Raw genomic sequence first — 24,547 nt, forward strand, 5'->3', positions numbered from 1 at the left:
GGACGCGGCACTCGGCACGGACGGGGTGTTCTCGCGGCTGATCGGACTGGTCCTGCGCAGCCAGCTGCCCACCTGGTTCCAGCCGTACGCCGAGACGGAGTCCTGCGCCGCGTACATCTCCACGTACCAGGCGCAGTTGGTGTACGGGCTGTTGCAGACGGAGGCGTACGCGCGAGCCCTTCTCGGTGTCGACCACCCGAGCAGGGTCGACGAGATGGTGGCAGCCCGAATGGAGCGCCAGCGGGTCCTGACGGGCGAGAACCCTCCCGCCTTGTGGGTCGTCCTGAGCGAAGCCGCGTTGCTCCAGGAGGTCGGCGGACGTGCGGTCATGCGCGCACAACTGGAGCGGCTGTTGGACTTCCGCGACGGCCCCTGGGTGCAGATCCAGGTGCTTCCCTTCACCGCCGGCCAGCACACGGGAATGATGGGCTCGTTCACCCTGCTCAGGTTCGAGGACGACCCTGACGTGTTCTACGTGGAGAGCTACGACCGGGTCACATGACCGCCAATCCGCAGGTGATCAAGGAACGTTCGGTCGGCTACGCTCGCTTGCAAGCCACAGCCCTCTCCCCCGAGGACTCGGCGACACTGATCGCTCGCGTGATGGAGGAACGCTATGGGGACCAGTCATGACCTGACCGGAGCACAGTGGCGCAAGTCGACGTACAGCGGCAGCACCGGCGGCGATTGCGTCGAGTGCACCGTCACCGGCGGTGCGGCCTGGCGCAAGTCCAGTTACAGCGGAAGCACTGGCGGCGAATGCGTCGAGGTGGCCGACGGCCTCCCCTGCGCCGTCCCCGTCCGCGACAGCAAGAACCCCGACGGGCCCGTGCTGACCATCGGGGCGGATGCCTGGCAGAGCTTCGTGGACGGGCTCCGCTGACGTCACCGGAAGCCCTGCGACGGTGGGGGCTCGGGGCGACCACTGGTCGTCCCGGGCCCCTTTCCGTTCCCTCGTGGTATGCGGGATCCGCTACGCCGAGTAGCCCCTCGTCGCGATCCACGTCGCCAGCTTCTTCGTGGTCATCGTGTACTTGTGCGTCTTCGAGGAGCTGACCGCGATGTCCTCGATGACGGCGTTGTCACCGCTGCTGGTGTAGCCGACCACGGTGAGGTAGTGGCCCTGGTTGTACGCGTGCTTCCTGCCCTTGGTGTCGTACGCCGTGCCGTAGACGTTGGCCACGAGGGCGTAGCCCTTGTTGATGTCGAGCCTGATGTCCGCCTTCAGACGCTCGACCTGGGCCGACGTGGCGGTATTGCCGGGGATCCACTTGTTCTCGTACCACGAGGTCTTCCCCCGCGCGTTGAGGGCCTTGGTCACCAGGCCGATGTTGTCGGTCTGCTTGCCGTTCTGCTCGACCTGGAGGTCACCCGCCAGGGTCTCCTGGCTGACGGTCTTGCCCCGCTGGGTCAGCGCGAGCCGGGTCGCGGCCGGGCCGCAGTAGTAGTACGTCGACTGCGTCTGGAACGTGTACGCCGACAGCGTCTTCTGGGCCGGGTACCCGGCTTCCGACGACGGGTGCTGGGCGGCGGCGCTGCCCGCCGGGACGAGGATGGCGGCGGTGGCCAGCGCGGCGACCGCCGCGCCGACGAGCCGTGTGCGGCGGCGCGACGTGCTCGCCCGGTTCTCGGTGACTGTCACGTTCATGAGCGGAATTCCTTCCCCCGTGCCGCGCCACCGGACTGAACGGCGGTGCGGCAAGCCTGTGTTGACCGGTGCGGCGGCGGGGGCCACCTGCTGTTCGGCCGTCGCCCCCGCGGCTGCCGTACCAGCATCGGGGCGGCACGCACCGCACGGCGACAGCTTTCGGGCAGGACCGAATTCGGCGGCTCGGGCGAGGTCCGGGCGTTGCGGATCGCCGTGCAGCAGAGCAGCTCCGAGCGGGGTGAGGCTGTGGGTGGCGGACGAACGTCGTTGCACTCGCTCGGGGACGGCGAGCCCCGTCCGCGGGCATCTGCCGCACAACGCGGGCGGGGCCACGCGCCCACGTGGGGGCCGTTGGTCTCACGGGGTCTGTGTACGGCCACGCCTCCGGCCCTCGCGGGCGCGCGCTTCCCCACACGGCACCGGCCGCCGGATCGCCACAGCACACCGCGAGGGCGGCACGCGGATGCCGGTGACCCGGGCGTCAACCAGGCACGCCGAAAGGACGCACGGCAACCGGAATTGACCTTTTATCATCGGTCGACCAATTTGCGACCTTGCGGAGAAATGTGCAGCCAGCCGAATCTGGGGCGGCACCCAGTGCACTACCGAAAGGAATCGCTCGATGACTCACCGCAAGGTCTACCTGGCGGTAGGCAGGACGAACACGCGGATCTACCGCTTCGACCCGATCGACGGGGACACCCGTGTGGTCGAGAAAGTAGCGGCGTACGAGGCCGGTTACACCGCCATGGGCGCGCAGTACCGGGGCGACGACAAGGAGCCGCTGCTCTTCGCCGTCAGCGACAACCGGCTGGTCACCATCGACGTGGAGGCGGGCACGGTCTCGGACGCGGTCGTCGACGGGCTGCCGAGCGGCCAGAAATGGTTCGACGGAGACATGGACGTCGACGGGAAGAAGTTACTCGTCGCGGGCGACCCCGACCGACCCAGCTACACGATCGATGTGGTGACCCGGACGGCGACCCCCGGACACCGTCCGGGCTCCGGCCGGTGGGACGACTTCGCCCACCATCCGAAGGACGGCCGACTGATCTCGGTGGAGGGCGACAACGGCGACCTGCTTCATGTGGATCCGCGGAGGAACCCCATGAAGACCGTGCTCAAGAGGGGAGTCTTCCCACCCGCCGAGGCCAGCACGTCCAGCGGCTCCCGGAAGTCGTACTCGGCCACTTTCTTCGACTCCGACGGCCACTTCTACGCCGTTGACTCGGCAGGCAACGTCAACCGCCTCGACCTGAGCGGCAGCATCGTCCCCGACCGCGCGGAGCGGATCGGGAACGGGAAGATCCCCGTCGACGGCCTGGAGGTCGTGAACGGAGCCGGGCGCATCACACCGATGCCGATCCCGCCCAGCTACGACGAGATCGTCGTGACGAAGAAGTCCAGCGGTTCGTGGCCGAGCTACGATCCGCCGGGCAAGGTGTACAGCTTCCAGCTGACCGTCACGGCCGCCGCCAAGGCAGGCGGCGAGGGCAAAACGACCCGCAGGTTCCGGCTCTCCTTCGACCTGCGAACGACGCTTGGGACGAAGGTCGAGGCGTCCGGCGTCGACATCAAGCATGAGGACGGCAAGGTGTACATCGACTCCCAGACCGACCAGTTGCTGGAAGCGGGGAACTCGCGGCCCATCGCCGTACAGATCACCGTGCCGGGCGATCCCGCCAAGCTCCCGACCGAGTATCCGCTCGACGGGCTGAAAGCCACACGTCTGGCCTGACGCCTGCCCCGGGCCACCGCTTGGAGCGCGCTGTAACGCGTTCGCGGTGGCCCGGCGGCCCCGACCCCGCCCCGGCCGACACCCGGACGCGGACATCGAGCCGCACCGATCGACTCGGGCGCGTCAACTGATGTCATTCGTGCGGCTCAGACCGGCAGCTCCCAGATCAGCACCTCGGCCGCCCCGTCCGCTCCCCCCGCCCCGGCCGCCACCAGCTCCAGCCCCTCCTCGCCGGTGATCCGTGCCGCGTCGCCCCGCTCCAGCTCCTCGTCGCCGAGCCGTACGCCCCCGGCCACCACATGGACGTACACCCGCGCCGCGTCCGGCAGTACCGCCCGCTCCCCCGCGCCGAGCCTGCGCACGTGCAGTGTCGCACCGGCCGCCGGGAGCGCGTACGGAGTGGAGCCGGTGATGCCGGGAACGATCGTGTACGCGGGTTCGCCGCCCGGTTCGAGCGGGGCCAGCCACATCTGAAGGAACGTCAGCGGTCCTTCACCGTCGTTGCGTTCGACGTGACGGACGCCCGCCGCGGCGCTGAGGTGCTGGAGGTCCCCGGCCCGCACGACCGTGGCGTGACCGGTCGAATCGCGGTGGGTCAGCTCGCCCTCGACGACCCAGGTGACGATCTCCGTGTGGCTGTGCGGGTGTTCATCGAAGCCCGCGCCGGGCGCCAGCCGCTCCTCGTTGCACGCCAGGATCGCGCCGAAGCGCAGATTGTCCGGGTCGTAGAAGGTGCCGAAGGAGAAGGCGTGCCGGGACTCGATGCCGGCGGCCTCGTCCCCGCCCGTGAAACGGTCGTCGGAGCGCTGAACGGAAATCACCCGCCCACGGTAGCCCGGCGCGGGCCGCCCGGGACCGCCCCCGTGGGCCCGCGCCACGCCGCATCCCCCCGTCCGCCGCCCGGCGGCGCGACCCGCGGCCGCCCCGGCCCTCCGTGCCCGTCGCCCGATAAGGCAGTCTTGTGTCCGTGCCCCGACCCGATCCTGAGCAGCCCGCTGCGAACGACGCCCACCTGCATGCCGCGACCCTGAAACGGCTGGAGCAGTCCTCCGGCCGCCTGGCCGCCAATGCGATCGCCCGCATGGACGAGTCGCTGCCGTGGTACCGGGCGATGCCACCGGAGAACCGGTCCTGGATCGGCCTGGTGGCCCAGGCCGGAATCGCGGCCTTCACCGAATGGTTTCGGCATCCGGAGACCCCGCAGGCCATCTCCACCGATGTGTTCGGCACGGCTCCGCGTGAGCTGACCCGGGCGATCACCCTGCGGCAGACCGTCGAGATGGTGCGGACGACGATCGAGGTCATGGAGGCCGCGATCGAGGAGGTCGCCGCGCCCGGCGACGAGTCCGTGCTGCGGGAGGCGCTGCTCGTCTACGCGCGGGAGATCGCCTTCGCGACCGCCCAGGTGTACGCACAGGCCGCCGAGGCCCGGGGCGCCTGGGACGCCCGGCTGGAATCGCTCGTGGTGAACGCGGTGCTGTCCGGCGAGGCCGACGAGGGCGCCGTGTCACGCGCCGCGGCGCTCGGCTGGAACTCCCCCGAGCACGTCTGCGTGGTGCTCGGTACGGCTCCGGACGGCGACAGCGAGCTGACCGTGGAGGCGATCCGCCGGGCCGCCCGGCACGCGAAACTCCAGGTCCTGACCGGGGTGCTCGGCAACCGGCTGGTCGTCATCGCGGGCGGCAGCGACAACCCGTTGCAGGTCGCGAAGGCGCTGATCGGCCCGTACGCGGCAGGCCCCGTCGTCGCCGGGCCCGTGGTGCCCGACCTGCTGGCGGCCACCCGGTCCGCGCAGGCTGCGGCCGCCGGGCTCAAGGCGTGCGGCGCGTGGCAGGACGCCCCGCGGCCGGTGCTCGCCGATGATCTGCTGCCGGAGCGCGCGATGGCGGGTGACCCCGCCGCACGGGACCAATTGGTGGAGGAGATCTACAGACCGCTGGAAGAGGCGGGTTCCGCGCTCCTGGAGACGCTGAGTGTGTATCTGGAGCAGGCGAGCAGCCTGGAAGGCGCGGCCAGGATGCTCTTCGTCCACCCCAACACCGTGCGCTACCGGCTCCGACGTGTGACTGACGTCACCGGATGGTCTCCTTCCGATGTCCGCTCGGCGTTCACTCTGCGAATCGCCCTGATTCTGGGACGCTTGGCCGCCAGAGATCCACAGTCCTAGACTTTTGTCAGACATCAACAATTCCCCATACGGTTCTTCGTCCCTGTCCCCACGGGCGTTCCGGACCGTTCGCAAGAGAGAGTGTGAGGGTGCTCGTACTCGTCGCTCCCGGCCAAGGCGCTCAGACGCCCGGCTTCCTGACTCCCTGGCTCGACCTCCCCGGTGCCACCGACCGCATCGCGGCCTGGTCCGACGCCATCGGGCTCGACCTCGCCCACTACGGGACCGAGGCCGACGCCGAGGCGATCCGTGACACCGCGGTGGCACAGCCGCTGCTGGTCGCCGCCGGCCTGCTGTCCGCCGCCGCGCTCAACGCGTCGCCCGACGTCGTCGCAGGTCACAGTGTGGGCGAGATCACCGCAGCTGCCTTCGCCGGAGTCATCGGCGACGAGGCCGCGCTGCGTCTCGTACGGACCCGTGGGCTCGCCATGGCCAATGCCGCCGCCGTCACCGAGACCGGTATGGCGGCGCTGCTCGGCGGCGATCCCGAGGTGACGGTCCCTCATCTGGAGAAGCTCGGACTGACCCCGGCGAACGTCAACGGGGCCGGCCAGATCGTCGCCGCGGGCACCGCCGCGCAGATCGCCGCGCTGACCGAGGACAAGCCCGAGGGCGTACGCCGGGTGGTGCCTCTCAAGGTCGCCGGCGCCTTCCACACGCACCACATGGCGCCCGCCGTCGACCGGTTGCGCGAGGCTGCGACGGGGCTGAAGATCGCCGACCCGACCGTGGCATATGTCTCCAACGCCGACGGGAAGCCCGTCGCCATCGGCGACGAGGTCGTCTCCCGGCTGGTCGGCCAGGTGGCCAACCCGGTCCGCTGGGACCTGTGCATGGAGACCTTCAAGGAGATGGGCGTCACGGCGCTCGTCGAGGTGTGCCCCGGCGGCACCCTCACGGGTCTCGCCAAGCGCGCGCTGCCCGGTGTGCAGACCCTCGCGCTCAAGACCCCCGACGACCTCGACGCGGCCCGCGCGCTCATCACCGAGCACGCGGGCGCCTAAGGAGCCCGAGAGCATGTCGAAGATCAAGCCCGGCCAGGGCGCCCCGTACGCACGGATCATGGGTGTCGGCGGCTACCGCCCGACCCGCGTCGTGCCCAACGAGGTGATCCTCGAAACGATCGACTCGTCCGACGAGTGGATCCGCTCGCGCTCCGGCATCGCCACCCGCCACTGGGCCTCCGAGGAGGAGACCGTGGCCGCGATGTCGATCGAGGCGTCCGGCAAGGCCATCGCCGATGCCGGGATCACGCCCGACCAGATCGGCGCCGTGGTCGTCTCCACCGTCTCGCACTTCAAGCAGACCCCGGCCATCGCCACCGAGATCGCCCACAAGATCGGCGCGGGCAGGCCCGCTGCCTTCGACATCTCGGCCGGCTGCGCGGGCTTCGGCTACGGACTCACTCTCGCCAAGGGCATGATCGTCGAGGGCTCGGCGGAATACGTGCTGGTCATCGGCGTGGAGCGGCTCAGCGACCTCACCGATCTGACCGACCGTGCGACGGCCTTCCTGTTCGGCGACGGCGCCGGCGCGGTCGTCGTCGGCCCGTCCAAGGTGCCGGCCATCGGCCCGACCATCTGGGGCTCCGAGGGCGACAAGTCCGAGACGATCAAGCAGACCGTGGCGTGGGACAAGTTCCACGCCGAGCGCCCGGAGAAGTTCCCGGCCATCACGCAGGAGGGCCAGGCGGTCTTCCGCTGGGCCGTCTTCGAGATGGCGAAGGTCGCCCAGCAGGCGCTGGACGCGGCCGGGATCGCCCCGGAAGACCTGGACGTCTTCATTCCGCACCAGGCCAATATGCGGATCATCGACTCGATGGTGAAGACCCTGAAGCTGCCGGAGAGCGTCACGGTCGCCCGTGACGTGGAGACCACCGGCAACACCTCCGCCGCCTCGATTCCGCTCGCCATGGAGCGGCTCCTGGCGACCGGTCAGGCGAAGAGCGGCGACACCGCGCTCGTCATCGGCTTCGGGGCGGGTCTCGTCTACGCCGCGACGGTCGTTACCCTCCCCTAGGCACACCAGGCCTTTTCGGCCCGGACGCCAGAACCCTGCAGATAAACATCGAAGGAGCGCCAACATGGCCGCCACTCAGGAAGAGATCGTCAAGGGTCTCGCCGAGATCGTCAACGAGATCGCCGGCATCCCGGTCGAGGACGTCCAGCTGGACAAGTCCTTCACCGACGACCTGGACGTCGACTCGCTGTCCATGGTCGAGGTCGTCGTCGCCGCCGAGGAGCGCTTCGACGTCAAGATCCCCGACGAGGACGTGAAGAACCTCAAGACGGTCGGCGACGCCGCCGGCTACATCCTCAAGCACCAGGTCTGATCCGACCTGCTCCTGTGTCGCCACCCGGCGGTGGCGCCGCTGATTCACGACCCTCTACACGTGGAGAAGATTTTCCAGTGAACTCGACCAATCGCACCGTGGTCGTCACCGGTATCGGCGCAACCACTCCGCTGGGTGGCGACTCGGCGTCGACCTGGGAAGGTCTGATGGCCGGCCGATCCGGCGTCAAGCCTCTCGAGGGCGAACGTTTCGCCGAACTGCCCGTCAAGATCGCCGCGGTCGCGGCGGTCGACCCGGGCGACGTCCTGCCCCGTCCGCTCGCCCGCAAGCTGGACCGCTCGGCGCAGTTCGCGCTGATCGCGGCCCGTGAGGCGTGGGCGGACGCCGGCTTCACCGGCAAGGCCGGTGAGGACGACCAGGTCCGGCCCGATCGGCTGGGCTCGGTCGTCGCCTCCGGCATCGGTGGCGTGATCACCCTGCTCGACCAGTACGACGTGCTCAAGGAGAAGGGCGTACGCCGCGTCTCCCCGCACACCGTGCCCATGCTCATGCCCAACGGCCCGGCCGCCAACGTCAGCCTGGAGGTCAACGCCCAGGCCGGTGTGCACACCCCGGTCTCCGCCTGCGCCTCGGGCGCCGAGGCGATCGGGTACGCCGTCGAGATGATCCGCACCGGCCGTGCCGACGTGGTCCTCGCCGGCGGCACCGAGGCGGCGATCCACCCGCTGCCGATCGCGGCGTTCGCCAACATGATGGCAATGTCCAAGAACAACGACGAGCCCCAGAAGGCCTCCCGTCCGTACGACACCGGCCGTGACGGCTTCGTCCTCGGCGAGGGTGCCGGGATCGTCGTCCTGGAGTCCGCGGAGCACGCCGCCGCGCGCGGCGCCAAGGTCTACTGCGAGGTGCTGGGCCAGGGGCTGTCCGCGGACGCCCACCACATCGCGCAGCCCGAGCCGACCGGTCGCGGCATCGCCACCGCGCTGCAGAACCTGCTGGACCAGACGGACCTCAAGCCGTCCGAGGTCGTGCACCTGAACGCGCACGCCACGTCCACGCCGCAGGGCGACGTCGCGGAGGTGAAGGCACTGCGCAAGGTGCTGGGCGACGACCTCGACCATGTCGCGATCTCCGCGACGAAGTCGATGACCGGCCACCTGCTCGGCGGCGCGGGCGGCGTCGAGACCGTCGCGACGGTCCTGGCGCTGCACCACCGGATGGCTCCGCCGACGATCAACGTGGAGAACCTCGACGAGGAGGTGGAGGCGGACGTCGTGCGCGACGAGCCGCGGCCGCTGCCCGAGGGGCCGATCGCCGCGATCAACAACTCGTTCGGGTTCGGCGGGCACAACGTGGTCCTGGCGTTCCGCAGCGTCTGACCTGCGGTCCGCAGCATCTGACCTGCGGTCCGTAGTCCTGGTACGACGAAGCCGCCTTCCCTGCGGGGAAGGCGGCTTCGTACGTTGCGCGGGGCGTTCCCGCTTCCCGGGCCGGGGCTGTGCCCCGGACCCCGCGCCTCACACGCCGGCGAGGCTGGAATGCGCACGGCCCCGGCAAGGTCAAGCCCCTCCGGCGATTGAGAAGCGGGAGCACGGGGCAGCGCCCCCGCATCGTGCCGTCACACCACCTGGTGCAGCCATCGCACCGGCGCGCCCTCGCCCGCGTGCCGGAAGGGCTCCAGCTCGTCGTCCCACGGCTTGCCGAGCAGCTTGGCGATCTCGGCCTCCAGGTCGCTCTCGCCCTGCACGGACCGCGCCAGCGCCGCCCGCAGCCGGTCCTCGGGCACCAGGATGTCGCCGTGCATGCCGGTGACGGCGTGGAAGATGCCCAGTCCGGGCGTGGAGCTGTAGCGCTCGCCCTCCGATGTGGAGCTCGGCTCCGCCGTCACCTCGAAGCGCAGCAGATCCCAGCCGCGCAGCGCCGAGGCCAGCTTCGACGCCGTGCCGGGCCGGGCCTGCCAGGAGAACTCGGAGCGCCAGGTGCCGGGCGCGGCCGGCTGTCTGATCCAGTCGAGCTGGACCCGCACACCGAGGACACCCGCCACGGCCCATTCGACATGGGGGCAGAGCGCGCGCGGTGCGGAGTGAACGTACAGAACTCCACGTGTCGTCACCGGGACCTCCAGTGTGGGACGAAGTTCGCCTTTCCCTGCGGCCTCGCGCCCGTACCGTCTCTTCTCAGCCGGCTCCCGAGGTTGTCGTCAGTAAACAGCATCGGGGTGAATCTCCTGAAAGAGGACCGTATGTGACGTGATGTGATTTACGGAATGCCACCCGAGTGGAGCCGGGCGAGGGAATGCGCCGCTGGTTCGACGAGGAAAAACTACCGCGCGGCGGGGGCCGAGGTGTGACGTACGGTCGGTCCTGGGCACATCATTCGCCCGGCTTTCACCCTGCGGGGCACCTGGGTCTTTCACCAGGTGCCCCGAGGGATTGCCCTGGGCACAACCGAGGGGAACAAGGGATGCAGGATCGTTCCGCCCGTCACCGTTCGCGGAGCGCGGCCGCTGTCCTGGCAACGGTCTCGTTGTTCGTCGCGGCCGTTCTGACCGGATGCGACGCCGACCGGGACGGGACGACGAAGGGGGCGTCGGCCGGGCAGCGGCGGCCGTCCGCCCGGCCCGGCCCGGTCTGGGACCGCAGCCCGGAGTCGGTGGCCGCCGTGGGTGACTCCATCACCCGTGGCTTCGATGCCTGTTCGGTACTGGCGGACTGTCCCGAGGTGTCCTGGGCGACCGGTTCGGACACGGAGGTGCGCAGCCTCGCCGTCCGGCTGCTCGGTGCGTCGGGGGCCGCCGCGCGCAGCTGGAACCACGCCGAGACGGGAGCCAGGATCGCACAGTTGCCGGAGCAGATGGCACGGGCCGCGAAGGAGAAGCCGGATCTGGTGACGGTGATGATCGGCGCCAACGACGCCTGCCGGGACTCGGCGCAGCTCATGACGCCGGTGGCGGATTTCCGGGCGTCGTTCGAGGCGTCGATGCGTCAGCTGCGGGCCGGGGCGCCGAAGGCGCAGGTGTACGTGTCGAGCGTGCCGGATCTCAAGCGGCTCTGGTCGACGGGGCGCGACAACGCCCTGGGCAAGCAGATCTGGAAGCTGGGGATCTGCCGGTCGATGCTGGCGGACGCGGACGACATGAGCGCGCAGGCCGTGGCCCGGCGCGCCTCGGTGCAGGAACGGGTCGTGGCGTACAACGAGACACTGCGGAAGGTCTGCGCGAAGGATCTGCGCTGCCGCTACGACGGCGGGGCGGTCTTCGACTACGCGTTCACCGGCAAGCAGCTCAGCCAGTGGGACTGGTTCCACCCGGGGCGCAACGGGCAGGCGCGGCTGGCGGAGATCGCGTACCGCAATGTCACTTCGGCCCGGCCTCCGGCGTAGGCTTTGTGATCATGGACACGGGTTCGAGCACGGTGACACGCGCGGAAGAGTTCGGCACTCTCGCGGACGGCGCCGTCGTGCACCGCTGGACACTCGAACGGGGCGGTACGCGGGTGCGCGTGCTGACGTACGGCGGCATCGTGCAGTCGGTCGAGGTGCCCGGCCGGGACGGAGCGCGGGCGGATGTCGCGCTCGGGCTGCCGGATCTCGCCGGGTACGAGACGTTCACCGGCCCGTATTTCGGCGCGCTGGTCGGGCGGTACGCGAACCGGATCGGCGGGGCCCGCTTCGAGCTGGACGGGCACACGCACCGGGTGACGCGGAACGAGGGACGCAACCATGTGCACGGCGGGGCCCGGGGCTTCGACAAGCGCGTGTGGCGGGCGCGGGAGGTGGCGGACGGTGTCCGGCTGTCCCTGGTCTCCGAGGACGGCGAGGAGGGCTTCCCTGGGCGTCTGGCGGTGTCGGCGGCGTACACCCTGGACGAGGACGGGGCGCTGCGGATCGCGTACCGGGCGACGACGGACGCCCCGACGGTGCTGAACCCGACCAATCACACCTACTGGAATCTCGCGGGCGCCGGCAGCGGCAGCGCGCTCGGGCAGATGCTGCGGATCGCGGCCGGACGGATCACCCCGGTGGACGCCGAGTCCCTGCCGACGGGCGAGTTCCTGCCGGTGGACGGGACCCGGTTCGACTTCCGTGAGCCGGCGCCGGTCGGCCCGGACTACGACCACAATTTCGTGCTGGACGGGACCGGGGCGGGTCCGGCGGCCGAGCTGTACGACGCGGGGTCGGGGCGCGTCCTGACCGTCACCACGACGGAGCCCGGGATGCAGCTGTACACGGCGGACCACCTCGACGGGCGGCCGTTCGGGCCGTGCGCCGGGATCGCCCTGGAGACCCAGCACTTCCCGGACTCCCCGAACCGGCCCGGATTCCCGAGCACGGTGCTGCGGCCGGGCGAGGAGTACGTCTCGACGACGGTGTACGGATTCTCGGTGCGCTGACGCCTCACCACGGCGCAGAGGAGCCCGGCAGCGGTGTCCTGCGCCGAGCAGCGGAAGAGCCCCGCAGCGGTGTCAGGTGCCGCTCCGGGGCTCTCCCGTACCGGGAGGGAGGGGGCGCCCGCTACTCCTTGATCTCCACGGCCGCCGTCAGGCGTACGTCGGCGAGCGAGCGGGCCGCCTGCACCTCGTAGGTGCCGGGGACGAGGGTCCAGTCGTACGCCGTCTCGTCCCAGATCTCGTACGCGCGCCGCTCCAGCGGAATCACCGCTTCGGCGGTTTCGCCGGGTGCCGCCTCGACCCGTGCGAAGCCGGCCAGCCAGCGGACCGGGCGTTCGGCGGTGTCGTCCCGGGGCGCGAGGTAGAGCTGGACGGTCTCGGCGCCGGGCCGGGTGCCGGTGTTGCGGAGCCGGACGGTGGCGCTGTCGGGGCCGGCCGTCAGGCTCTCGTACTCCCAGGTGGTGTAGCCGAGTCCGTGTCCGAAGGGGTACGCGGGCGCGGCGCCGGCCTTCTCCCAGGCGCGGTAGCCGACGAAGACCCCCTCGTCGTAGTGGAGTGCGCCGCCGGTGGGGGTGGTGTTCGAGACCGGGACGTCGGCGAGCGCGACCGGCCAGGTGGTCGGCAGACGGCCGCCCGGTTCCTCGGCGCCGAGCAGGACGTCCGCCAGCGCGTGGCCGGCCTCCTGGCCGGGGAACCAGCCGAGCAGCACCGCGGCGACCTCGTCGCGCCACGGGAGCTCCACCGGGGAGCCGGAGTTGACGATCACGACGGTGTTCGGGTTGGCGGCGGCGACGGCCCTGACGAGGTCGCCCTGGTGGCCGGGGAGCCTCAGGTCGGTGCGGTCGAAGCCCTCGGACTCGACGCGCTCGGTGGTGCCGACGACGACGATCGCGGTGTCCGCGGCGCGGGCCGACTCGACGGCCTCGGCGATCAGCTCCTGGGGGTCGCGGCGCGGGCCGAGGTGGCAGAGGGAGAACGAGACACCGGGGATCGGTGCGTCGTCGCCCAGGGTGTCGGGGATCTGCCGCAGGGAGACCTCGACGGGTTCGCCCGCGGCGAGGTGGATCCGGCCGCGCTCCAGGGGGTTGCCGAAGAACGCCTCGCCGGGGTCGGTGGAGCCGGTGACGCGGTGGACCTCGTCGTACAGGGTCTCGCCCGCGACGGTCAGGCCGAGCGCTCCGGTGCCGCGGGTTCCGAAGACGTGCTCGCCGCCGTCGCGCGGGACGAAGGTGCCGGTGATCTCGACGCTGTGCAGCGTCCGGCGGGTCACGCCCTCGGGGAAGTCGGTGCCGACCCACTGGACGGTGCCGCTGTGCAGCGGGGCCGAGCCGATGACGGTGCCGGCTTCGTCGTAGCAGACGGCCCTGAGGTCGAAGCCCTTCTCGGCGGGGGTGAGTTCGTCGTTCGGGTCGGCGCCGACGCGGTAGTCGAGCACGCCCTCGGGCAGGGCGGCGGCGAGGCCGTCCAGCGGCGAGACGATGTGGTGCGGGAAGACCTGGGCGGAGCCGCCGCCGAGGACCCGGGCGTCCCGGGCGAGGGCCCCGCTGAGCGCGACCTTGCGGACGGCGGCCGGGTCGATGGGGAGCGCGGCGCGTTCGTTGCGTACGAGGACGAAGGAGCGGTGGGCGATCTCGCGGGCCAGCGCATCGCCGTCGGCGGTCGCGGGGTACGCGGTCTCGTCCACGACGGGCGGGGCGCCGTCCAGGATGCCGACGCGGGCGGCCAGCCGCAGCACATTGCGTACGGCTCCGTCGACGACGGACTCCTCGACCTCACCGGCGCGCACCGCGTCGGCGAGCGCCTGGCCGTACACCGTCTTCGGGCCCGGCATGGCGACGTCGAGGCCGCCGACGGCGGTGGCGACGGTGGAGCGGGCGGCCAGCCAGTCGGAGACGATGTAGCCGTCGAAGCCCCATTCGCCGCGCAGCACGGCGTTCTGCAGGTAGCGGTGCTCGGTCATGGTGGAGCCGTTGACCTGGTTGTACGCGGCCATGATGCCCCACGGGTGGGCGTTCTTGACGATCCGCTCGAACGGGGCGAGGTAGATCTCGCGCAGGGTGCGCGGGGCGACGATGTTGTCGACGGTGAAGCGGTCGGTCTCGGCGTCGTTGGCGACGAAGTGCTTGACGGTCGTGCCTACCCCGCCGTCCTGCACGCCGAGCACATAGCCGGTGCCGATCTCGCCGGTGAGGTACGGGTCCTCGCTGTACGCCTCGAAGTGGCGCCCGCCGAGCGGCGACCGGTGGAGGTTCACGGTCGGGGCGAGGAGGACGTGCACCCCCTTGCGGCGGGCCTCCTGGGCCAGCAGCCGGCCGGCCCGGCGGGCCAGCGCCGGGTCCCAGGTCGCGGCGAGCGCGGTGGGCGAGGGCAGGGCGACGGACGGATCGTCGGCGCTCCAGGCGACCCCGCGGACGCCGATCGGCCCGTCGGACATCACCAGGGAGCGCAGCCCGACGGCGGGGAGTCCGGGCAGCGACCACATGTCCTGCCCGGCCAGCAGCCGCGCCTTGTCGTCGAGCCCGAGTGCGGCCAGCGCCGCGTCGACCGCGGCCTCGCGGGCCGCATCGGGGTTGGTGGGTGTGGACGCGCCTGCCACGGCCGTACCTCCTCGTCGGTGTCCTGCACTGAATGTCTCCATACTGACTCCATAACCGGTAGAGCAGTAGGTTTCGTTATACTTCTGTAATTTATCGGGATGGCGTACGGTCCTCGGGGCGGGACCGATGGAGCACCGAAAGGGGCCGGGGCGATGGTGCGGGCCAGAAGCACGGAGCGGCGGGCGGAGATCCTCCGCGCCACGCTGGAAGTGATCGCCGAGCGTGGCTACCGCGGCGCCTCGCTGAGCGCTGTCGCCGAGCGGGTCGGCCTCAGCCAGCAGGGGCTCCTGCACTACTTCCCGACCAAGGAGGCGCTGCTCGTCGCCGTGCTGGAGGACCGCGACCGATGGGACACCGGCGGTGGCACCCGGAGCGGCGGGAGCGACGGGACCTGGCGGATCGACCTGCTGAACTCGCTCGTCGAGTACAACGCGATGCGGCCCGGCATCGTCCAGACGTTCTCGGCGCTGCTCGGCGAGAGCGTGACGGAGGATCATCCCGCGCGGGAGTTCTTCACCCGCCGCTACACCCAGGTCCGGGCGAGCATGGCGGCGACGCTGCGCGCGGAGTACGGCGAGCGGCTGCCCGGCGGCCTGACTCCGGAGCGCGCGGCACCGCTGCTGGTGGCGGTGCTGGACGGGCTCCAGTACCAGTGGCTCCTCGACCCGGACTCGGTGGACATGCCGGCGGCGTTCCAGGATTTCCTGGCGTTGCTGCGGCCGGCGGAACCACCCGTTCCAAAGAACCCCCGGTCCTGATATGACCTGCGGCGACGTCAGTACGGCACGACCGACGGGCCCCACCTCCGGGTGATTTCCGGGCGGTCTACGCGCGTCCGGGCGAGGGGCACCCTCCCGGGCCCCCAGGGTTGGCCGCATGACTTCCAAGCCCACCGGACCTTCCTCCGGCCTGCCCTCCCGCCGCACCCTGATCACGGGTGCCGCCGCCGGTGCCGCCGCGCTCGCCACGACCGCGGCCGGCAGCGCAAGTGCCGCTGTCCCCCGCACCGTTGACGCCGCCGCCGCATCCGGCACCGCGCTCGCGCCCACGGCCGCCCCCGGCTCGGACTGGGACGCCTGCCTGACCGTTGCCCGCGCCATCCTCGTACGCGACGAACAGGACCAGCCGCTGGTCCCCCACTACCGCGACATCCTGCTGTCCAAGGGCCTGCCGCGCAGCCGCAAGCCCCCCAAGAAGGTGCTGGTCGTCGGCGCGGGCCCGGCCGGGCTCACCGCCGCGCATCTGCTCCGCAACGCCGGGCACACCGTCACCGTCATCGAGGCCAACGGCAACCGCGTCGGCGGCCGGATCAAGACCTTCCGCAAGGGCGGCCACGAGCACGCGAAGGCGCCGTTCGCCGACCCGAAGCAGTACGCCGAGGCCGGCGCCATGCGGATCCCCGACAGCCACCCGCTCGTCACCGGGCTCATCGACAGCTTCGACCTCAAGCGCCGCCGCTTCTACCTGGTGGACGTCGACGCCGGGGGCCGGCCCGTCAACCACACCTGGATCCACGTCAACGGCATCCGGATGCGCAAGGCCGACTACGCGGCGAAGCCCCAGGCGATCAACCGCTCGTTCGGCGTCCCCGCCGCGTTCGAGAACAAGGCCGCCGCGGTGATCGTGCGGGAGGCGTTCGCGCCCGTGCGCAAGGAGTTCGAGGGCAAGGAGGGCCGGGAGCTCGTCGAGGGCTGGGCACGGGTGATCCAGCGGTACGGGCACTGGTCGATGTTCCGCTTCCTGACCGAGGCGGCCAAGCTCGACGAGCGCACCATCGACCTCGTCGGCACGGTCGAGAACCTCACCTCGCGGCTCCATCTCGCCTTTGTGCACAGCTTCATCGGGGCCTCCCTGATCAGCCCGGACACCGCGTTCTTCGAGCTGCCGGACGGCACGGCCACCCTGGCCGACGCGATGTACGAGCGGGTCAAGGACGTGGTGCGGCTGGACCGCCGGGCCACCAGGATCAGTTACGGCACCGACAGCGTCGAGGTCGAAACGATCTCCGAGGGCCGCGACGGCAAGCCGCTGGTGCGTCAGACCTTCCGCGGCGACCGGGCAATCATCACCGTGCCGTTCTCCGGGCTGCGCCACATCCCCGTCGCCCCCGCGCTCTCGTACGGCAAGCGGCGCGCGATCACCGAGATCCACTACGACGCCGCGACCAAGGTGCTGCTCGAATTCAGCCGCCGCTGGTGGGAGTTCGAGGAGAAGGACTGGAAGACCGAGCTGGAGAAGATCAAGCCCGGCCTCTACGACGCCTACCGGCTGGGCAAGGCGCCGGCCGACGGCTCGCTGCTGGGCGCCCACCCCTCCGTACCGCCCGGTCATCTCCCGCCCAACCAGCGCGTGCACTACGCGGCGTACCGGGCCACCGCGCGCAACCAGCCCGAGGCGGCACATGTCATCGGTGGCGGATCGGTCACCGACAACCCCAACCGCTTCGTCTTCCAGCCGTCCCACCCGGTCGAGGGCAGCGCGGGCGGCGTGGTGCTCGCCTCGTACAGCTGGGCCGACGACGCGCTGAAGTGGGACTCGCTCGACGACGACGAGCGCTACCCGCACGCCCTGGGCGGAGTGCAGGACGTGTACGGGCAGCGCGTCGAGGTCTTCTACACGGGGGTCGGCGCCACCCAGTCGTGGATGCGCGACCCGTACGCGTACGGCGAGGCCTCGGTGCTGCTGCCGGGCCAGCACACCGAGTTGTTCGCCGATGTGCGCTCGGCCGAGGGGCCGCTGCACTTCGCCGGCTGCCACACCTCGATCAAGCCGGCCTGGATCGAGGGGGCCCTGGAGTCGGCGGTCAGGTCCGCGCTGGAGGTGCACAGCAGCTGACCGGGGCCGGGCGATACCGCTCGACGGGCGTTGTGCGGCAGGCGTTACGCGGCAGGCGTTGTTCGGCGGGCCGGGCCCGGGGTGACGCCCGGTCCGACGAGCACCGGTCCGGCGCCCCGGCCGGGGGCCAGGCTCTCAGAGCCTGTCGGGTGACCTTCGATCGGGTAGCGGACGCGGTCTGGTGCGTGCGATTCCAAGGCGCCGGGATGTCCTCGTAGCGGAGCTACTTGGGCATTTCGGCAACGCGGGAAGCGTGCGTGCCAGGGCGTGGCCGCCCGATCAGAGGTCACCCGACAGGCTCTCAGCCCTTGTCGAGGGTGTACGGGGCCGGCGCCGCGTCCTCGGCCGCGTCCTCGGCCTCGTTCTCGTCGGGCGCCACCAGGTCCCGGGCCAGCAGGGTGGCTCCGGCGACGGCGCCCGGCATCAGGAAGACGGCGACGAACGGGACGAGGAAGGCGAGCCCCAGCGGCACACCGAAGCCGAGCGTCAGCATGCGGCGGCCGCGCAACAGGGCCAGGCGGTCCTTCAGGACCATGCCGCGGCGCTGGAGCGCCACGGCGGTGAGCTCCTCGGAGAGGAAGTAACCGGTGACGCAGAAGCCGATCGCGGGGACGACCGTCTGGCCGACGACCGGAACGAATCCGAGGGCGAAGAGCAGCACGGAGTACAGCCCCACCCGCACCAGGACGCGGACGCTGTCACGGGCGGAGATCCACAGCTCCCGCCAGAGCGACAGCCCGGACTCGGGGACCTCGCCGCCCTCGGTACGGTCGACCTGCTCGGACAGCGACTCGTAGAAGGGCTGGCCGACCAGCAGCGTCACCGCGGTGAACGTGATCACCGCGAGGAAGAGCCCGAGGGCGAAGACCAGCACGGTCAGGGTGGTGCGGAGCAGACCGGACCAGGGGGACGACCAGTCGTCGGCGAAGGGGGTCGCCCAGGCCACCAGGTCGTCGGCGCCGTAGCCGAGGCCGACGAGTGCCGCCGCGTACAGGACGAGGGTGATGAGCCCGGGCAGCAGCCCGAAGCCGAACCAGCGGCCGTGCCGCCCAGCCCATCGCTGTCCTTTTATCAAGTAGTTGAAGCCCGCCCCGAGATCACGCATGACGTCAGCGTACTGGTGGGGCGGGGCCGCTCCCGGCGCGGTGTGCCCGGTGGGCGGCGGAGGGCCGCACTCCGGCAGGAGTACGGCCCTCGGTCGTCGCGAACGGTGCGAGCGGTCAGACGACCGACAGCTCCACCTTGATGTTGCCGCGTGTGGCGTTCGAGTACGGGCACACCTGGTGGGCCTTCTCGACGAGCGACTGCGCGGTGGCGGTGTCGACGTTCGGGATGGTGGCGCTGATCGCGACCTCCAGGCCGAAGCCGCCCTCGGCGGTCTTGCCGATGGAGACCGCGGCGGTCACCGTGGAGCCGGAGATGTCGGCCTTCTCCTGACGGGCCACGACGCCGAGGGCTCCCTGGAAGCAGGCGCTGTAGCCGGCCGCGAAGAGCTGCTCCGGGTTGGTGCCCGCGCCGCTTCCGCCCATGGCCTTGGGCGGGTTGACGACGACGTCGAGGTTGCCGTCGTCGGACGAGACGCGGCCGTCACGGCCGTTCTCCGCGGTGGCGACGGCGGTGTAGGCGACGGTGATGTCCGAAATAGCCATGGCTGGGAAATCCTTCTGCTGTGCGCCGCGACTCGCGCTCACGATCGCGACGGCCGGTGGATGGGACTGACGGGGCGCCGGGGTCGCTGTCAGGCGAGGGAAACGATCATCTTTCCGGTGTTCTCGCCGCGCAGCAGACCGAGGAAGGCTTCGAAGCCGTTCTCGATGCCCTCGGCGAAGGTCTCGCGGTACTTCAGCTCGCCCGAGGCCAGCCAGCCGGCGGCCTCCTGGACGAACCGCGGCTGGAGCGCGGCGTGATCGCCGACGAGCATGCCCTGGATGCGCAGCCGCTTGCCGATGACCAGGGCGAGGTTGCGCGGGCCGGGTGTCGGCTCGGTGGCGTTGTACTGGGCGATCATTCCGCAGACGGTGACGCGGCCGTGCACGTTGAGCGAGGAGATCGCGGCTTCGAGGTGCTCACCGCCGACATTGTCGAAGTAGACGTCGATGCCCTCGGGGGCGGCTTCGCGCAGCTGCTCGGCGACCGGGCCGTTCTTGTAGTTGAAGGCCGCGTCGAAGCCGTACTCCTCCACGAGGAGCCTGACCTTTTCGTCGGAACCGGCCGAACCGATGACCCGCGAAGCACCCTTGAGCTTCGCCATCTGGCCGACCTGGCTGCCGACCGCACCGGCCGCGCCGGAGACGAAGACGGCGTCGCCCTCCTTGAAGGAGGCGACCTCGAACAGGCCCGCGTAGGCGGTGAGACCGGTCATGCCGAGCACACCGAGATAGGCGGAGAGCGGGGCGAGCGACGGATCGACCTTCACGGCGTGCTGGGCCGGGACGTCGGCGTACTCGCGCCAGCCGAGGCCGTGCAGGACGTGGTCGCCGACCGCGATGCCGTCCGCGTTCGACGCGATGACCTCGCCGACCGCCCCGCCGTCCATGGGGTGGTCGAGCTTGAAGGGCGGGGTGTACGACTTCACGTCGTTCATCCGGCCCCGCATGTACGGGTCGACCGAGAAGTACAGATTGCGGACGAGGACACGGCCCTCGCCGGGAGCGGTGACCGGGGCCTCACGCAGCGCGAAATCCTCGGCCTTCGGCCAGCCGTGGGGGCGGGCGACGAGGTGCCATTCACGGCTGGACGCGGGAAGTGCTGCAGGCATGGGCTCGGGGTCTCCTCGATGTCTCACGGGGTGGGGAGGCTTCGCCCAAACCGGCCGGGACCGGCGGCGAAGCAGAAATACTTCAGAACGTGAAACAACCATGCTCCTCGATATTTCATATTGTCAAGTAACCGGTTATCGTGGGTGTCATGGCGACCCCCCGTAGAGACCCTCTGACCCTCGAAGTCGTCGAGCTCATCGGCACCGTCGTGGCGCGCTACTACGAGGAGTACGAGGAGGCCGCGGCGGCCCACTCCCTCACCGGCGCGCAGGCGCGCGTCCTCGGCCTGCTCTCGCTGGAGCCGATGCCGATGCGCAGGATCGCCCAGAAGCTGAAGTGCGAGCCGTCGAACGTCACCGGCATCGTCGACCGGCTGGAGACGCGCGGCCTGGTGGAGCGCAGGCCGGATCCGGCCGACCGGCGGGTGAAGCTGGCCGCCCCGACGGAGCTGGGCGCGCGGACCGCGCAGCAGCTGCGCGACTCCCTCACCTTCGCCCGGGAGCCGCTGGCCGAGCTGTCGGAGGAGGACCGGACGATGCTGCGGGACCTGCTGCGGCGGATGCTGGGCGGGCCGGGCCCGTCCGCCGGGCAGGCCCTGCGGACCGCGGTGTGGAACCGTTGAATCCATGACCGCTCCCGCTCCCTTCGGCCCCCGTGAGTTCCAGCTCGTCCTGTTGCGCCGGATGGCCGACCATCAGCCCGCCCTCGTCGAGATGGCCCGGCAGGAGCTGAGCGCCTCGCTCGCCGAGATGCGGGAGGCCAACCGCCGCTGGCAGGCCATGGTGCGGGCGCCGCGGGGGCGGGGCGCCCTGCGCCGCTACCGTTCGGTGCTCGGCCAGCCCGAGTCGTCCGCATGCCGCACGATCGGCGATCTGGAGTGCGACGCGCTGCTGTGGCCGGTGCCGCTCTGGCCGGATCTGCGGTTCGAGGTGATGGTCGCGCCGGGCGGGGCCGTATGGAACGAATGGCTGGTCCGGGCGCCGGGAGCAGCGGGCCCCGAGTTGCGCACGATCGAGGATCTGCGTCCCTGGTCGGGCACGGTGGACGAGGTGGCACGGGCTTTCGCGCCGGCCCGCCCGGTGGAGGGCAGCGCGCCGACCCGGTGGGCGCTCGCGATCGACGCGCCGGGCTCGGGCGAGTCATACGTCGCCGAGTTCACCTGGGGGCTGTTCCAGCGACTGCTGCCCGGCTGACCTCCACATACCTCGCGCGCTGTCACTCCGTCGGCTCCGTACCTCCTACGGCTCATCCCGACGCGCGCGACGACTCCGAACGGCTCACGATGCGAAGAGAGCCGGCTGCCGCCGGAACCCCCTCAGCGCTCTCGGGAGAACCCGCCGTGACCGTCAGCCTTGAGCAGTTGCGCCGTTGCCATGTCGCCGTCGACCTCGGAGCCGCCCGGACCCGCGTCTATATCAAGGGACTCGGGCTCGTCGTGGACGAGCCGAGCGCCGCCGCCATGAACACCCGTACCGGCTCACTCATCGCCGTCGGCGCACTCGCCGAACAGATGACGGGCCGCACCCCCGACTACATCCGGGTGGTCCGCCCGGTCACCGGCGGAACCGTCATCGACATCGAGATGGCCCAGCGCATGCTCCGCCAGCTGCTCGGCGACAAGCTCCGCCGCCAGCTGCGCCGCAAGCCCCGGCTGCGGGCCGCCGCCTGCACACCGCACGACAGCGATCCGCTGGCCCAGCGGGCCACCGTCGAGACGCTGGTGGGGCTGGGCGCCCGGCGGGTCGAGCTGGTCGACACCCTGATCGCGGCGGCCGTCGGCTGCGGGCTCCCCGTCGAGCAGCCGACCGCCACCATGATCATGGTGTGCGGGGCGGCGACCACCCAGATCGCGGTGCTCTCGCTCGGCTCGATCGTGTCCGCCGTGCGCATCCCCATCGGTGGCGACGCCATCGACCACGCGGTGATCCAGCATCTGCGCCAGCACCACGAGCTGATGCTGCCGAGCCAGTCCGTGCGACCGCTGCAGGTGGCACTCAGCAGCAGCGGTCTGGCCGCGCACGGGCCGACCACGACCGAGATCCACGGCCGGGACGTGGCGACCGGGCTGGCCCGCTCGGTGCGGGTCGACACCGCCGCCGTGCGGCAGGCGATCCACGCGCCGCTGACCGTGGTGCTCGACGGCCTCGGCAAGATCCTGCGCGAGTGCCCGCCCGACCTGGTGGCCGACCTCGTCGACTGCGGGGTCGTGATGGTCGGCGGCAGCGCGCTGCTGCCCGGCCTCGACCAGATGCTGCGGGAGGCGACGGGCATGCAGGTGCACATCGCGGACCGGCCCGACGTGTGCTCCGTACTGGGGCTCGGTGCGATGCTGGACGGAAAGATCGAGCCGATGGTCCTCAACCCGCTGGCCTGTTGAGCACCGCGGGGGGTGCGCGGATGACCGAAGAGACGGAGAACGGGACGGCGGCGCGCCCGGCCGCCGCGGCCCCGGACGAGAAGGCGGGCGACGGCCCGCGGACGCCCCGGCTGGTCGACGCCCTGGTCCGGGAGCCCGTGGACGGCCGGCTGCTCGCCGCGCTGCGGAGTGCGCTCGCCGCCGCCCACCGGCGGGCCGGGGTGTCGGCGATCGAGGTGGAGGTGGACGCGGCGGCCGTGCTGCCGGACGGGCGGGCCGCGGTCCGGCTGTCGGTCGCCGACAACGGCCGCGAGGAGGACGGCTCGCACTCGTCGACCGTCATCTGGCAGGTGCCGCTCTGAGCGCGACGCGGGTGTTGGAGTGGGCGACACCGGCCTCCCGCCTGAGTCTGCGCAGCAGTCCGTCCAGGGCCGCGGTGTCGGCGACGGTGGCCCGTACGAGGTAGTCGTGGCCGCCGGTCACATGCACCACTTCGGTGATGCCGGGCAGGGCGAGCACCGACCGCTCGAACACCTCGTTCGTCGTGTCCATGCGCAGCGTCACATCGATGAAGACGACGAGGCCGGTACGGGTGTCGGCGGCCGGGTCGATGATCACGGTGAAGCCGCGGATGACACCGTCGCGCCGCAGCCGTCGCACCCGGTCGGCCGCGGCGTTGGCGCTGAGCCCGACCCGTACGCCCAGATCGCGGTACGAGATCCGGGCATCCTCCTGGAGGATGCCGAGAATCTCCCTGTCCAGACGGTCCATACTGCGATTGTCTCAGTTGCGCCCGGTTTATGACGTCGTCAGGCGCATCGGACCTCACCTCGTTCCCGGGGCGTCCACGGCCCCGGCCGCGTTTCCCCGCATGGCGCATCCCGGCGGGCCCACGGCTTTGACCGGCTCTTGACTGAGGGGGTGGATACAGCCGTCAAGCAGTCCTCCGCGCTACTTCACCCCGCGGATCGCCGAGCACGGCGACAATCTGCCGTTCCTGGTCGTCGCGGGCGCGCTCGTGGTGTATGCGGCGCTGGCCTCGGTGCTGGTCGGCGACCGCCCGGACCGCCCGGTGCCGACCGAATCGCTGGTCCGCCGGCTGGCCGGCGCGGGGCGGCTGCGGGTCACCTGGGAACTGTCCGCGCTGTACGCGATCGGCTTCGGCGGGATCGTCGCGTTCGGCGTCTACCTCCCCACGTATCTGAAGACCTGGTACGGCCTCCCGCCGACCGACGCCGGCACGAAGGCCGCCGGGTTCGCCCTGGTCACCGTCGTCTTCCGGCCGATCGGCGGCTGGCTCTCGGACCGCGTCCACCCGGCCCTGGTCACCGCGGCCGCGCTCTGCCTGGCCGCTCTGATGGCGATCGTCCAGGCCTTCGATCCGGCACTGGCCCCGGGCGGAACGGTCGCGCTGCTCTGCATGGCGGCGGGCCTGGGCACCGCGAGCGGCAGCGTCTTCGCCCTGGTCTCACAGGTGACGCCGCAGCCGAAGGTGGGCAGCGTGACCGGGATCGTCGGCGCGATGGGCGGTCTGGGGGGCTTCGTGCCGCCGCTGGTGATGGGGGCGATCTACAGCGCGAAGGGGTCCTACTCGATCGGCTTCATGCTGCTGTCGGACCTGGCGCTGGCGGGATGCGTGTACGCGTACGGGCGCATGCGGGGGCTTCAGCGGGAGTAGAGGCCGGCCGACAAGACCCCGGGCGAAGTACGCGGCCCGGCGGACTTCAGCGGGAGTAGGGGCCGGCCTCGCACGGGTTCGGGCGCCC

At 71.1% G+C, this 24,547-nt stretch carries 22 protein-coding genes and 3 pseudogenes; 17 read left to right on the forward strand and 8 right to left on the reverse strand.

Features of this window, described 5'->3' with window-relative positions:
• Both ACF08M_RS34115 and ACF08M_RS34120 read left to right on the forward strand, forming a co-directional pair.
• Positions 1-633: pseudogene (locus ACF08M_RS34115) on the forward strand (DUF5753 domain-containing protein); the annotation flags it as partial.
• Complete coding sequence (locus ACF08M_RS34120) at positions 617-883, forward strand: DUF397 domain-containing protein (protein WP_392189148.1); 267 nt, start codon at positions 617-619, stop codon at positions 881-883. The pseudogene ACF08M_RS34115 and the gene ACF08M_RS34120, both read left to right, overlap by 17 nt.
• Before the next feature lie 90 nt (positions 884-973).
• Here ACF08M_RS34120 and ACF08M_RS34125 read toward each other — a convergent pair whose 3' ends face one another.
• On the reverse strand, positions 974-1,648 hold the full coding sequence (locus tag ACF08M_RS34125) for a C39 family peptidase (RefSeq protein WP_392189149.1): 675 nt from the start codon (positions 1,646-1,648) through the stop codon (positions 974-976).
• A gap of 622 nt (positions 1,649-2,270) precedes the next feature.
• Here ACF08M_RS34125 and ACF08M_RS34130 point away from each other — a divergent pair.
• Positions 2,271-3,386, forward strand: a complete 1,116-nt coding sequence (locus ACF08M_RS34130) for a DUF6923 family protein (protein ID WP_392189150.1) — start codon at positions 2,271-2,273, stop codon at positions 3,384-3,386.
• Between the two features lie 146 nt (positions 3,387-3,532).
• On the opposite strand, the gene ACF08M_RS34135 is transcribed toward ACF08M_RS34130, so the two are convergent.
• Positions 3,533-4,207, reverse strand: a complete 675-nt coding sequence (locus tag ACF08M_RS34135) for a pirin family protein (protein ID WP_392189151.1) — start codon at positions 4,205-4,207, stop codon at positions 3,533-3,535.
• Positions 4,208-4,353: 146 nt separating this feature from the next.
• Between ACF08M_RS34135 and ACF08M_RS34140 the strand changes: the two genes are divergently transcribed.
• From ACF08M_RS34140 to fabF, 5 genes are all read left to right on the forward strand, one after another.
• Complete coding sequence (locus ACF08M_RS34140; protein WP_392189152.1) at positions 4,354-5,553, forward strand: PucR family transcriptional regulator; 1,200 nt, start codon at positions 4,354-4,356, stop codon at positions 5,551-5,553.
• Positions 5,554-5,642: 89 nt separating this feature from the next.
• Positions 5,643-6,557, forward strand: coding sequence for an ACP S-malonyltransferase (locus tag ACF08M_RS34145; RefSeq protein WP_392189200.1), 915 nt, complete (start codon positions 5,643-5,645; stop codon positions 6,555-6,557).
• Positions 6,558-6,570: 13 nt separating this feature from the next.
• The gene (locus ACF08M_RS34150; protein WP_392189153.1) at positions 6,571-7,572 is read left to right on the forward strand and encodes a ketoacyl-ACP synthase III; all 1,002 of its coding nucleotides are present in this window, start codon (positions 6,571-6,573) and stop codon (positions 7,570-7,572) included.
• Positions 7,573-7,636: 64 nt separating this feature from the next.
• Complete coding sequence (locus ACF08M_RS34155; RefSeq protein WP_392189154.1) at positions 7,637-7,885, forward strand: acyl carrier protein; 249 nt, start codon at positions 7,637-7,639, stop codon at positions 7,883-7,885.
• 77 nt (positions 7,886-7,962) lie between these two features.
• The gene (fabF, locus tag ACF08M_RS34160) at positions 7,963-9,225 is read left to right on the forward strand and encodes a beta-ketoacyl-ACP synthase II (protein ID WP_392189155.1); all 1,263 of its coding nucleotides are present in this window, start codon (positions 7,963-7,965) and stop codon (positions 9,223-9,225) included.
• 239 nt (positions 9,226-9,464) lie between these two features.
• Here fabF and ACF08M_RS34165 read toward each other — a convergent pair whose 3' ends face one another.
• A complete protein-coding gene (locus tag ACF08M_RS34165) occupies positions 9,465-9,959 on the reverse strand; it encodes a DUF3145 domain-containing protein (RefSeq protein WP_392189156.1) in 495 nt (164 codons plus the stop codon).
• Between the two features lie 350 nt (positions 9,960-10,309).
• Between ACF08M_RS34165 and ACF08M_RS34170 the strand changes: the two genes are divergently transcribed.
• Both ACF08M_RS34170 and ACF08M_RS34175 read left to right on the forward strand, forming a co-directional pair.
• Complete coding sequence (locus ACF08M_RS34170) at positions 10,310-11,227, forward strand: SGNH/GDSL hydrolase family protein (RefSeq protein ID WP_392189157.1); 918 nt, start codon at positions 10,310-10,312, stop codon at positions 11,225-11,227.
• Positions 11,228-11,238: 11 nt separating this feature from the next.
• Positions 11,239-12,237, forward strand: coding sequence for an aldose epimerase family protein (locus ACF08M_RS34175; protein WP_392189158.1), 999 nt, complete (start codon positions 11,239-11,241; stop codon positions 12,235-12,237).
• 121 nt (positions 12,238-12,358) lie between these two features.
• On the opposite strand, the gene ACF08M_RS34180 is transcribed toward ACF08M_RS34175, so the two are convergent.
• Positions 12,359-14,872 (reverse strand): beta-glucosidase, encoded by a 2,514-nt coding sequence (locus ACF08M_RS34180; protein WP_392189159.1) that lies wholly within the window; start codon positions 14,870-14,872, stop codon positions 12,359-12,361.
• A gap of 111 nt (positions 14,873-14,983) precedes the next feature.
• Between ACF08M_RS34180 and ACF08M_RS34185 the strand changes: the two genes are divergently transcribed.
• Both ACF08M_RS34185 and ACF08M_RS34190 read left to right on the forward strand, forming a co-directional pair.
• The gene (locus ACF08M_RS34185; RefSeq protein WP_392189160.1) at positions 14,984-15,589 is read left to right on the forward strand and encodes a TetR/AcrR family transcriptional regulator; all 606 of its coding nucleotides are present in this window, start codon (positions 14,984-14,986) and stop codon (positions 15,587-15,589) included.
• A gap of 118 nt (positions 15,590-15,707) precedes the next feature.
• Positions 15,708-17,666 carry a flavin monoamine oxidase family protein gene (locus tag ACF08M_RS34190; protein WP_392189161.1) on the forward strand — a complete coding sequence of 653 codons (1,959 nt, stop codon included), beginning with the start codon at positions 15,708-15,710 and terminating at the stop codon, positions 17,664-17,666.
• A 301-nt stretch (positions 17,667-17,967) separates the two neighbouring features.
• On the opposite strand, the gene ACF08M_RS34195 is transcribed toward ACF08M_RS34190, so the two are convergent.
• From ACF08M_RS34195 to ACF08M_RS34205, 3 genes are all read right to left on the reverse strand, one after another.
• Positions 17,968-18,771, reverse strand: coding sequence for an EI24 domain-containing protein (locus ACF08M_RS34195; protein WP_392189162.1), 804 nt, complete (start codon positions 18,769-18,771; stop codon positions 17,968-17,970).
• A gap of 115 nt (positions 18,772-18,886) precedes the next feature.
• Positions 18,887-19,315 (reverse strand): organic hydroperoxide resistance protein, encoded by a 429-nt coding sequence (locus ACF08M_RS34200; RefSeq protein ID WP_392189163.1) that lies wholly within the window; start codon positions 19,313-19,315, stop codon positions 18,887-18,889.
• 89 nt (positions 19,316-19,404) lie between these two features.
• The gene (locus ACF08M_RS34205; RefSeq protein ID WP_392189164.1) at positions 19,405-20,424 is read right to left on the reverse strand and encodes an NADP-dependent oxidoreductase; all 1,020 of its coding nucleotides are present in this window, start codon (positions 20,422-20,424) and stop codon (positions 19,405-19,407) included.
• Positions 20,425-20,573: 149 nt separating this feature from the next.
• On the opposite strand from ACF08M_RS34205, the gene ACF08M_RS34210 reads away from it, so the two are divergent.
• The 4 genes and pseudogenes from ACF08M_RS34210 to ACF08M_RS34225 all read left to right on the forward strand — a co-directional run.
• A complete protein-coding gene (locus tag ACF08M_RS34210; RefSeq protein ID WP_392189165.1) occupies positions 20,574-21,047 on the forward strand; it encodes a MarR family winged helix-turn-helix transcriptional regulator in 474 nt (157 codons plus the stop codon).
• A 4-nt stretch (positions 21,048-21,051) separates the two neighbouring features.
• On the forward strand, positions 21,052-21,618 hold the full coding sequence (locus ACF08M_RS34215; protein ID WP_392189166.1) for a hypothetical protein: 567 nt from the start codon (positions 21,052-21,054) through the stop codon (positions 21,616-21,618).
• 146 nt (positions 21,619-21,764) lie between these two features.
• Positions 21,765-22,802 carry a rod shape-determining protein gene (locus tag ACF08M_RS34220; protein ID WP_392189167.1) on the forward strand — a complete coding sequence of 346 codons (1,038 nt, stop codon included), beginning with the start codon at positions 21,765-21,767 and terminating at the stop codon, positions 22,800-22,802.
• 113 nt (positions 22,803-22,915) lie between these two features.
• Positions 22,916-23,143 (forward strand): annotated as a pseudogene (locus ACF08M_RS34225) (histidine kinase); the annotation flags it as partial.
• On the opposite strand, the gene ACF08M_RS34230 reads toward ACF08M_RS34225, so the two are convergent.
• Complete coding sequence (locus tag ACF08M_RS34230; RefSeq protein WP_392189168.1) at positions 23,121-23,552, reverse strand: Lrp/AsnC family transcriptional regulator; 432 nt, start codon at positions 23,550-23,552, stop codon at positions 23,121-23,123. The pseudogene ACF08M_RS34225 and the gene ACF08M_RS34230 sit on opposite strands and share 23 nt — an antisense overlap.
• Before the next feature lie 181 nt (positions 23,553-23,733).
• Between ACF08M_RS34230 and ACF08M_RS34235 the strand changes: the two are divergent.
• A pseudogene (locus tag ACF08M_RS34235) lies at positions 23,734-24,459 on the forward strand (nitrate/nitrite transporter); the annotation flags it as partial.
• Positions 24,460-24,547: the final 88 nt, after the last annotated feature.

Origin of the sequence: Streptomyces sp. NPDC015032 (assembly GCF_043080425.1) — a bacterium.
Lineage (GTDB): Bacteria > Actinomycetota > Actinomycetes > Streptomycetales > Streptomycetaceae > Streptomyces.

Bases quoted from the DNA above. Each gene is read 5' to 3' on its own strand.
- ACF08M_RS34210 (WP_392189165.1), top strand. From the start codon at position 20,574: ATGGCGACCCCCCGTAGAGACCCTCTGACCCTCGAAGTCGTCGAGCTC.
- ACF08M_RS34215 (WP_392189166.1), top strand. From the start codon at position 21,052: ATGACCGCTCCCGCTCCCTTCGGCCCCCGTGAGTTCCAGCTCGTCCTG.
- ACF08M_RS34190 (WP_392189161.1), top strand. From the start codon at position 15,708: ATGACTTCCAAGCCCACCGGACCTTCCTCCGGCCTGCCCTCCCGCCGC.
- ACF08M_RS34180 (WP_392189159.1), bottom strand. From the start codon at position 14,872: ATGGAGACATTCAGTGCAGGACACCGACGAGGAGGTACGGCCGTGGCA.
- ACF08M_RS34175 (WP_392189158.1), top strand. From the start codon at position 11,239: ATGGACACGGGTTCGAGCACGGTGACACGCGCGGAAGAGTTCGGCACT.
- ACF08M_RS34120 (WP_392189148.1), top strand. From the start codon at position 617: ATGGGGACCAGTCATGACCTGACCGGAGCACAGTGGCGCAAGTCGACG.
- ACF08M_RS34200 (WP_392189163.1), bottom strand. From the start codon at position 19,315: ATGGCTATTTCGGACATCACCGTCGCCTACACCGCCGTCGCCACCGCG.
- ACF08M_RS34150 (WP_392189153.1), top strand. From the start codon at position 6,571: ATGTCGAAGATCAAGCCCGGCCAGGGCGCCCCGTACGCACGGATCATG.
- ACF08M_RS34185 (WP_392189160.1), top strand. From the start codon at position 14,984: ATGGTGCGGGCCAGAAGCACGGAGCGGCGGGCGGAGATCCTCCGCGCC.
- ACF08M_RS34130 (WP_392189150.1), top strand. From the start codon at position 2,271: ATGACTCACCGCAAGGTCTACCTGGCGGTAGGCAGGACGAACACGCGG.
- ACF08M_RS34205 (WP_392189164.1), bottom strand. From the start codon at position 20,424: ATGCCTGCAGCACTTCCCGCGTCCAGCCGTGAATGGCACCTCGTCGCC.
- ACF08M_RS34155 (WP_392189154.1), top strand. From the start codon at position 7,637: ATGGCCGCCACTCAGGAAGAGATCGTCAAGGGTCTCGCCGAGATCGTC.
- ACF08M_RS34170 (WP_392189157.1), top strand. From the start codon at position 10,310: ATGCAGGATCGTTCCGCCCGTCACCGTTCGCGGAGCGCGGCCGCTGTC.
- ACF08M_RS34125 (WP_392189149.1), bottom strand. From the start codon at position 1,648: ATGAACGTGACAGTCACCGAGAACCGGGCGAGCACGTCGCGCCGCCGC.
- ACF08M_RS34195 (WP_392189162.1), bottom strand. From the start codon at position 18,771: ATGCGTGATCTCGGGGCGGGCTTCAACTACTTGATAAAAGGACAGCGA.
- ACF08M_RS34230 (WP_392189168.1), bottom strand. From the start codon at position 23,552: ATGGACCGTCTGGACAGGGAGATTCTCGGCATCCTCCAGGAGGATGCC.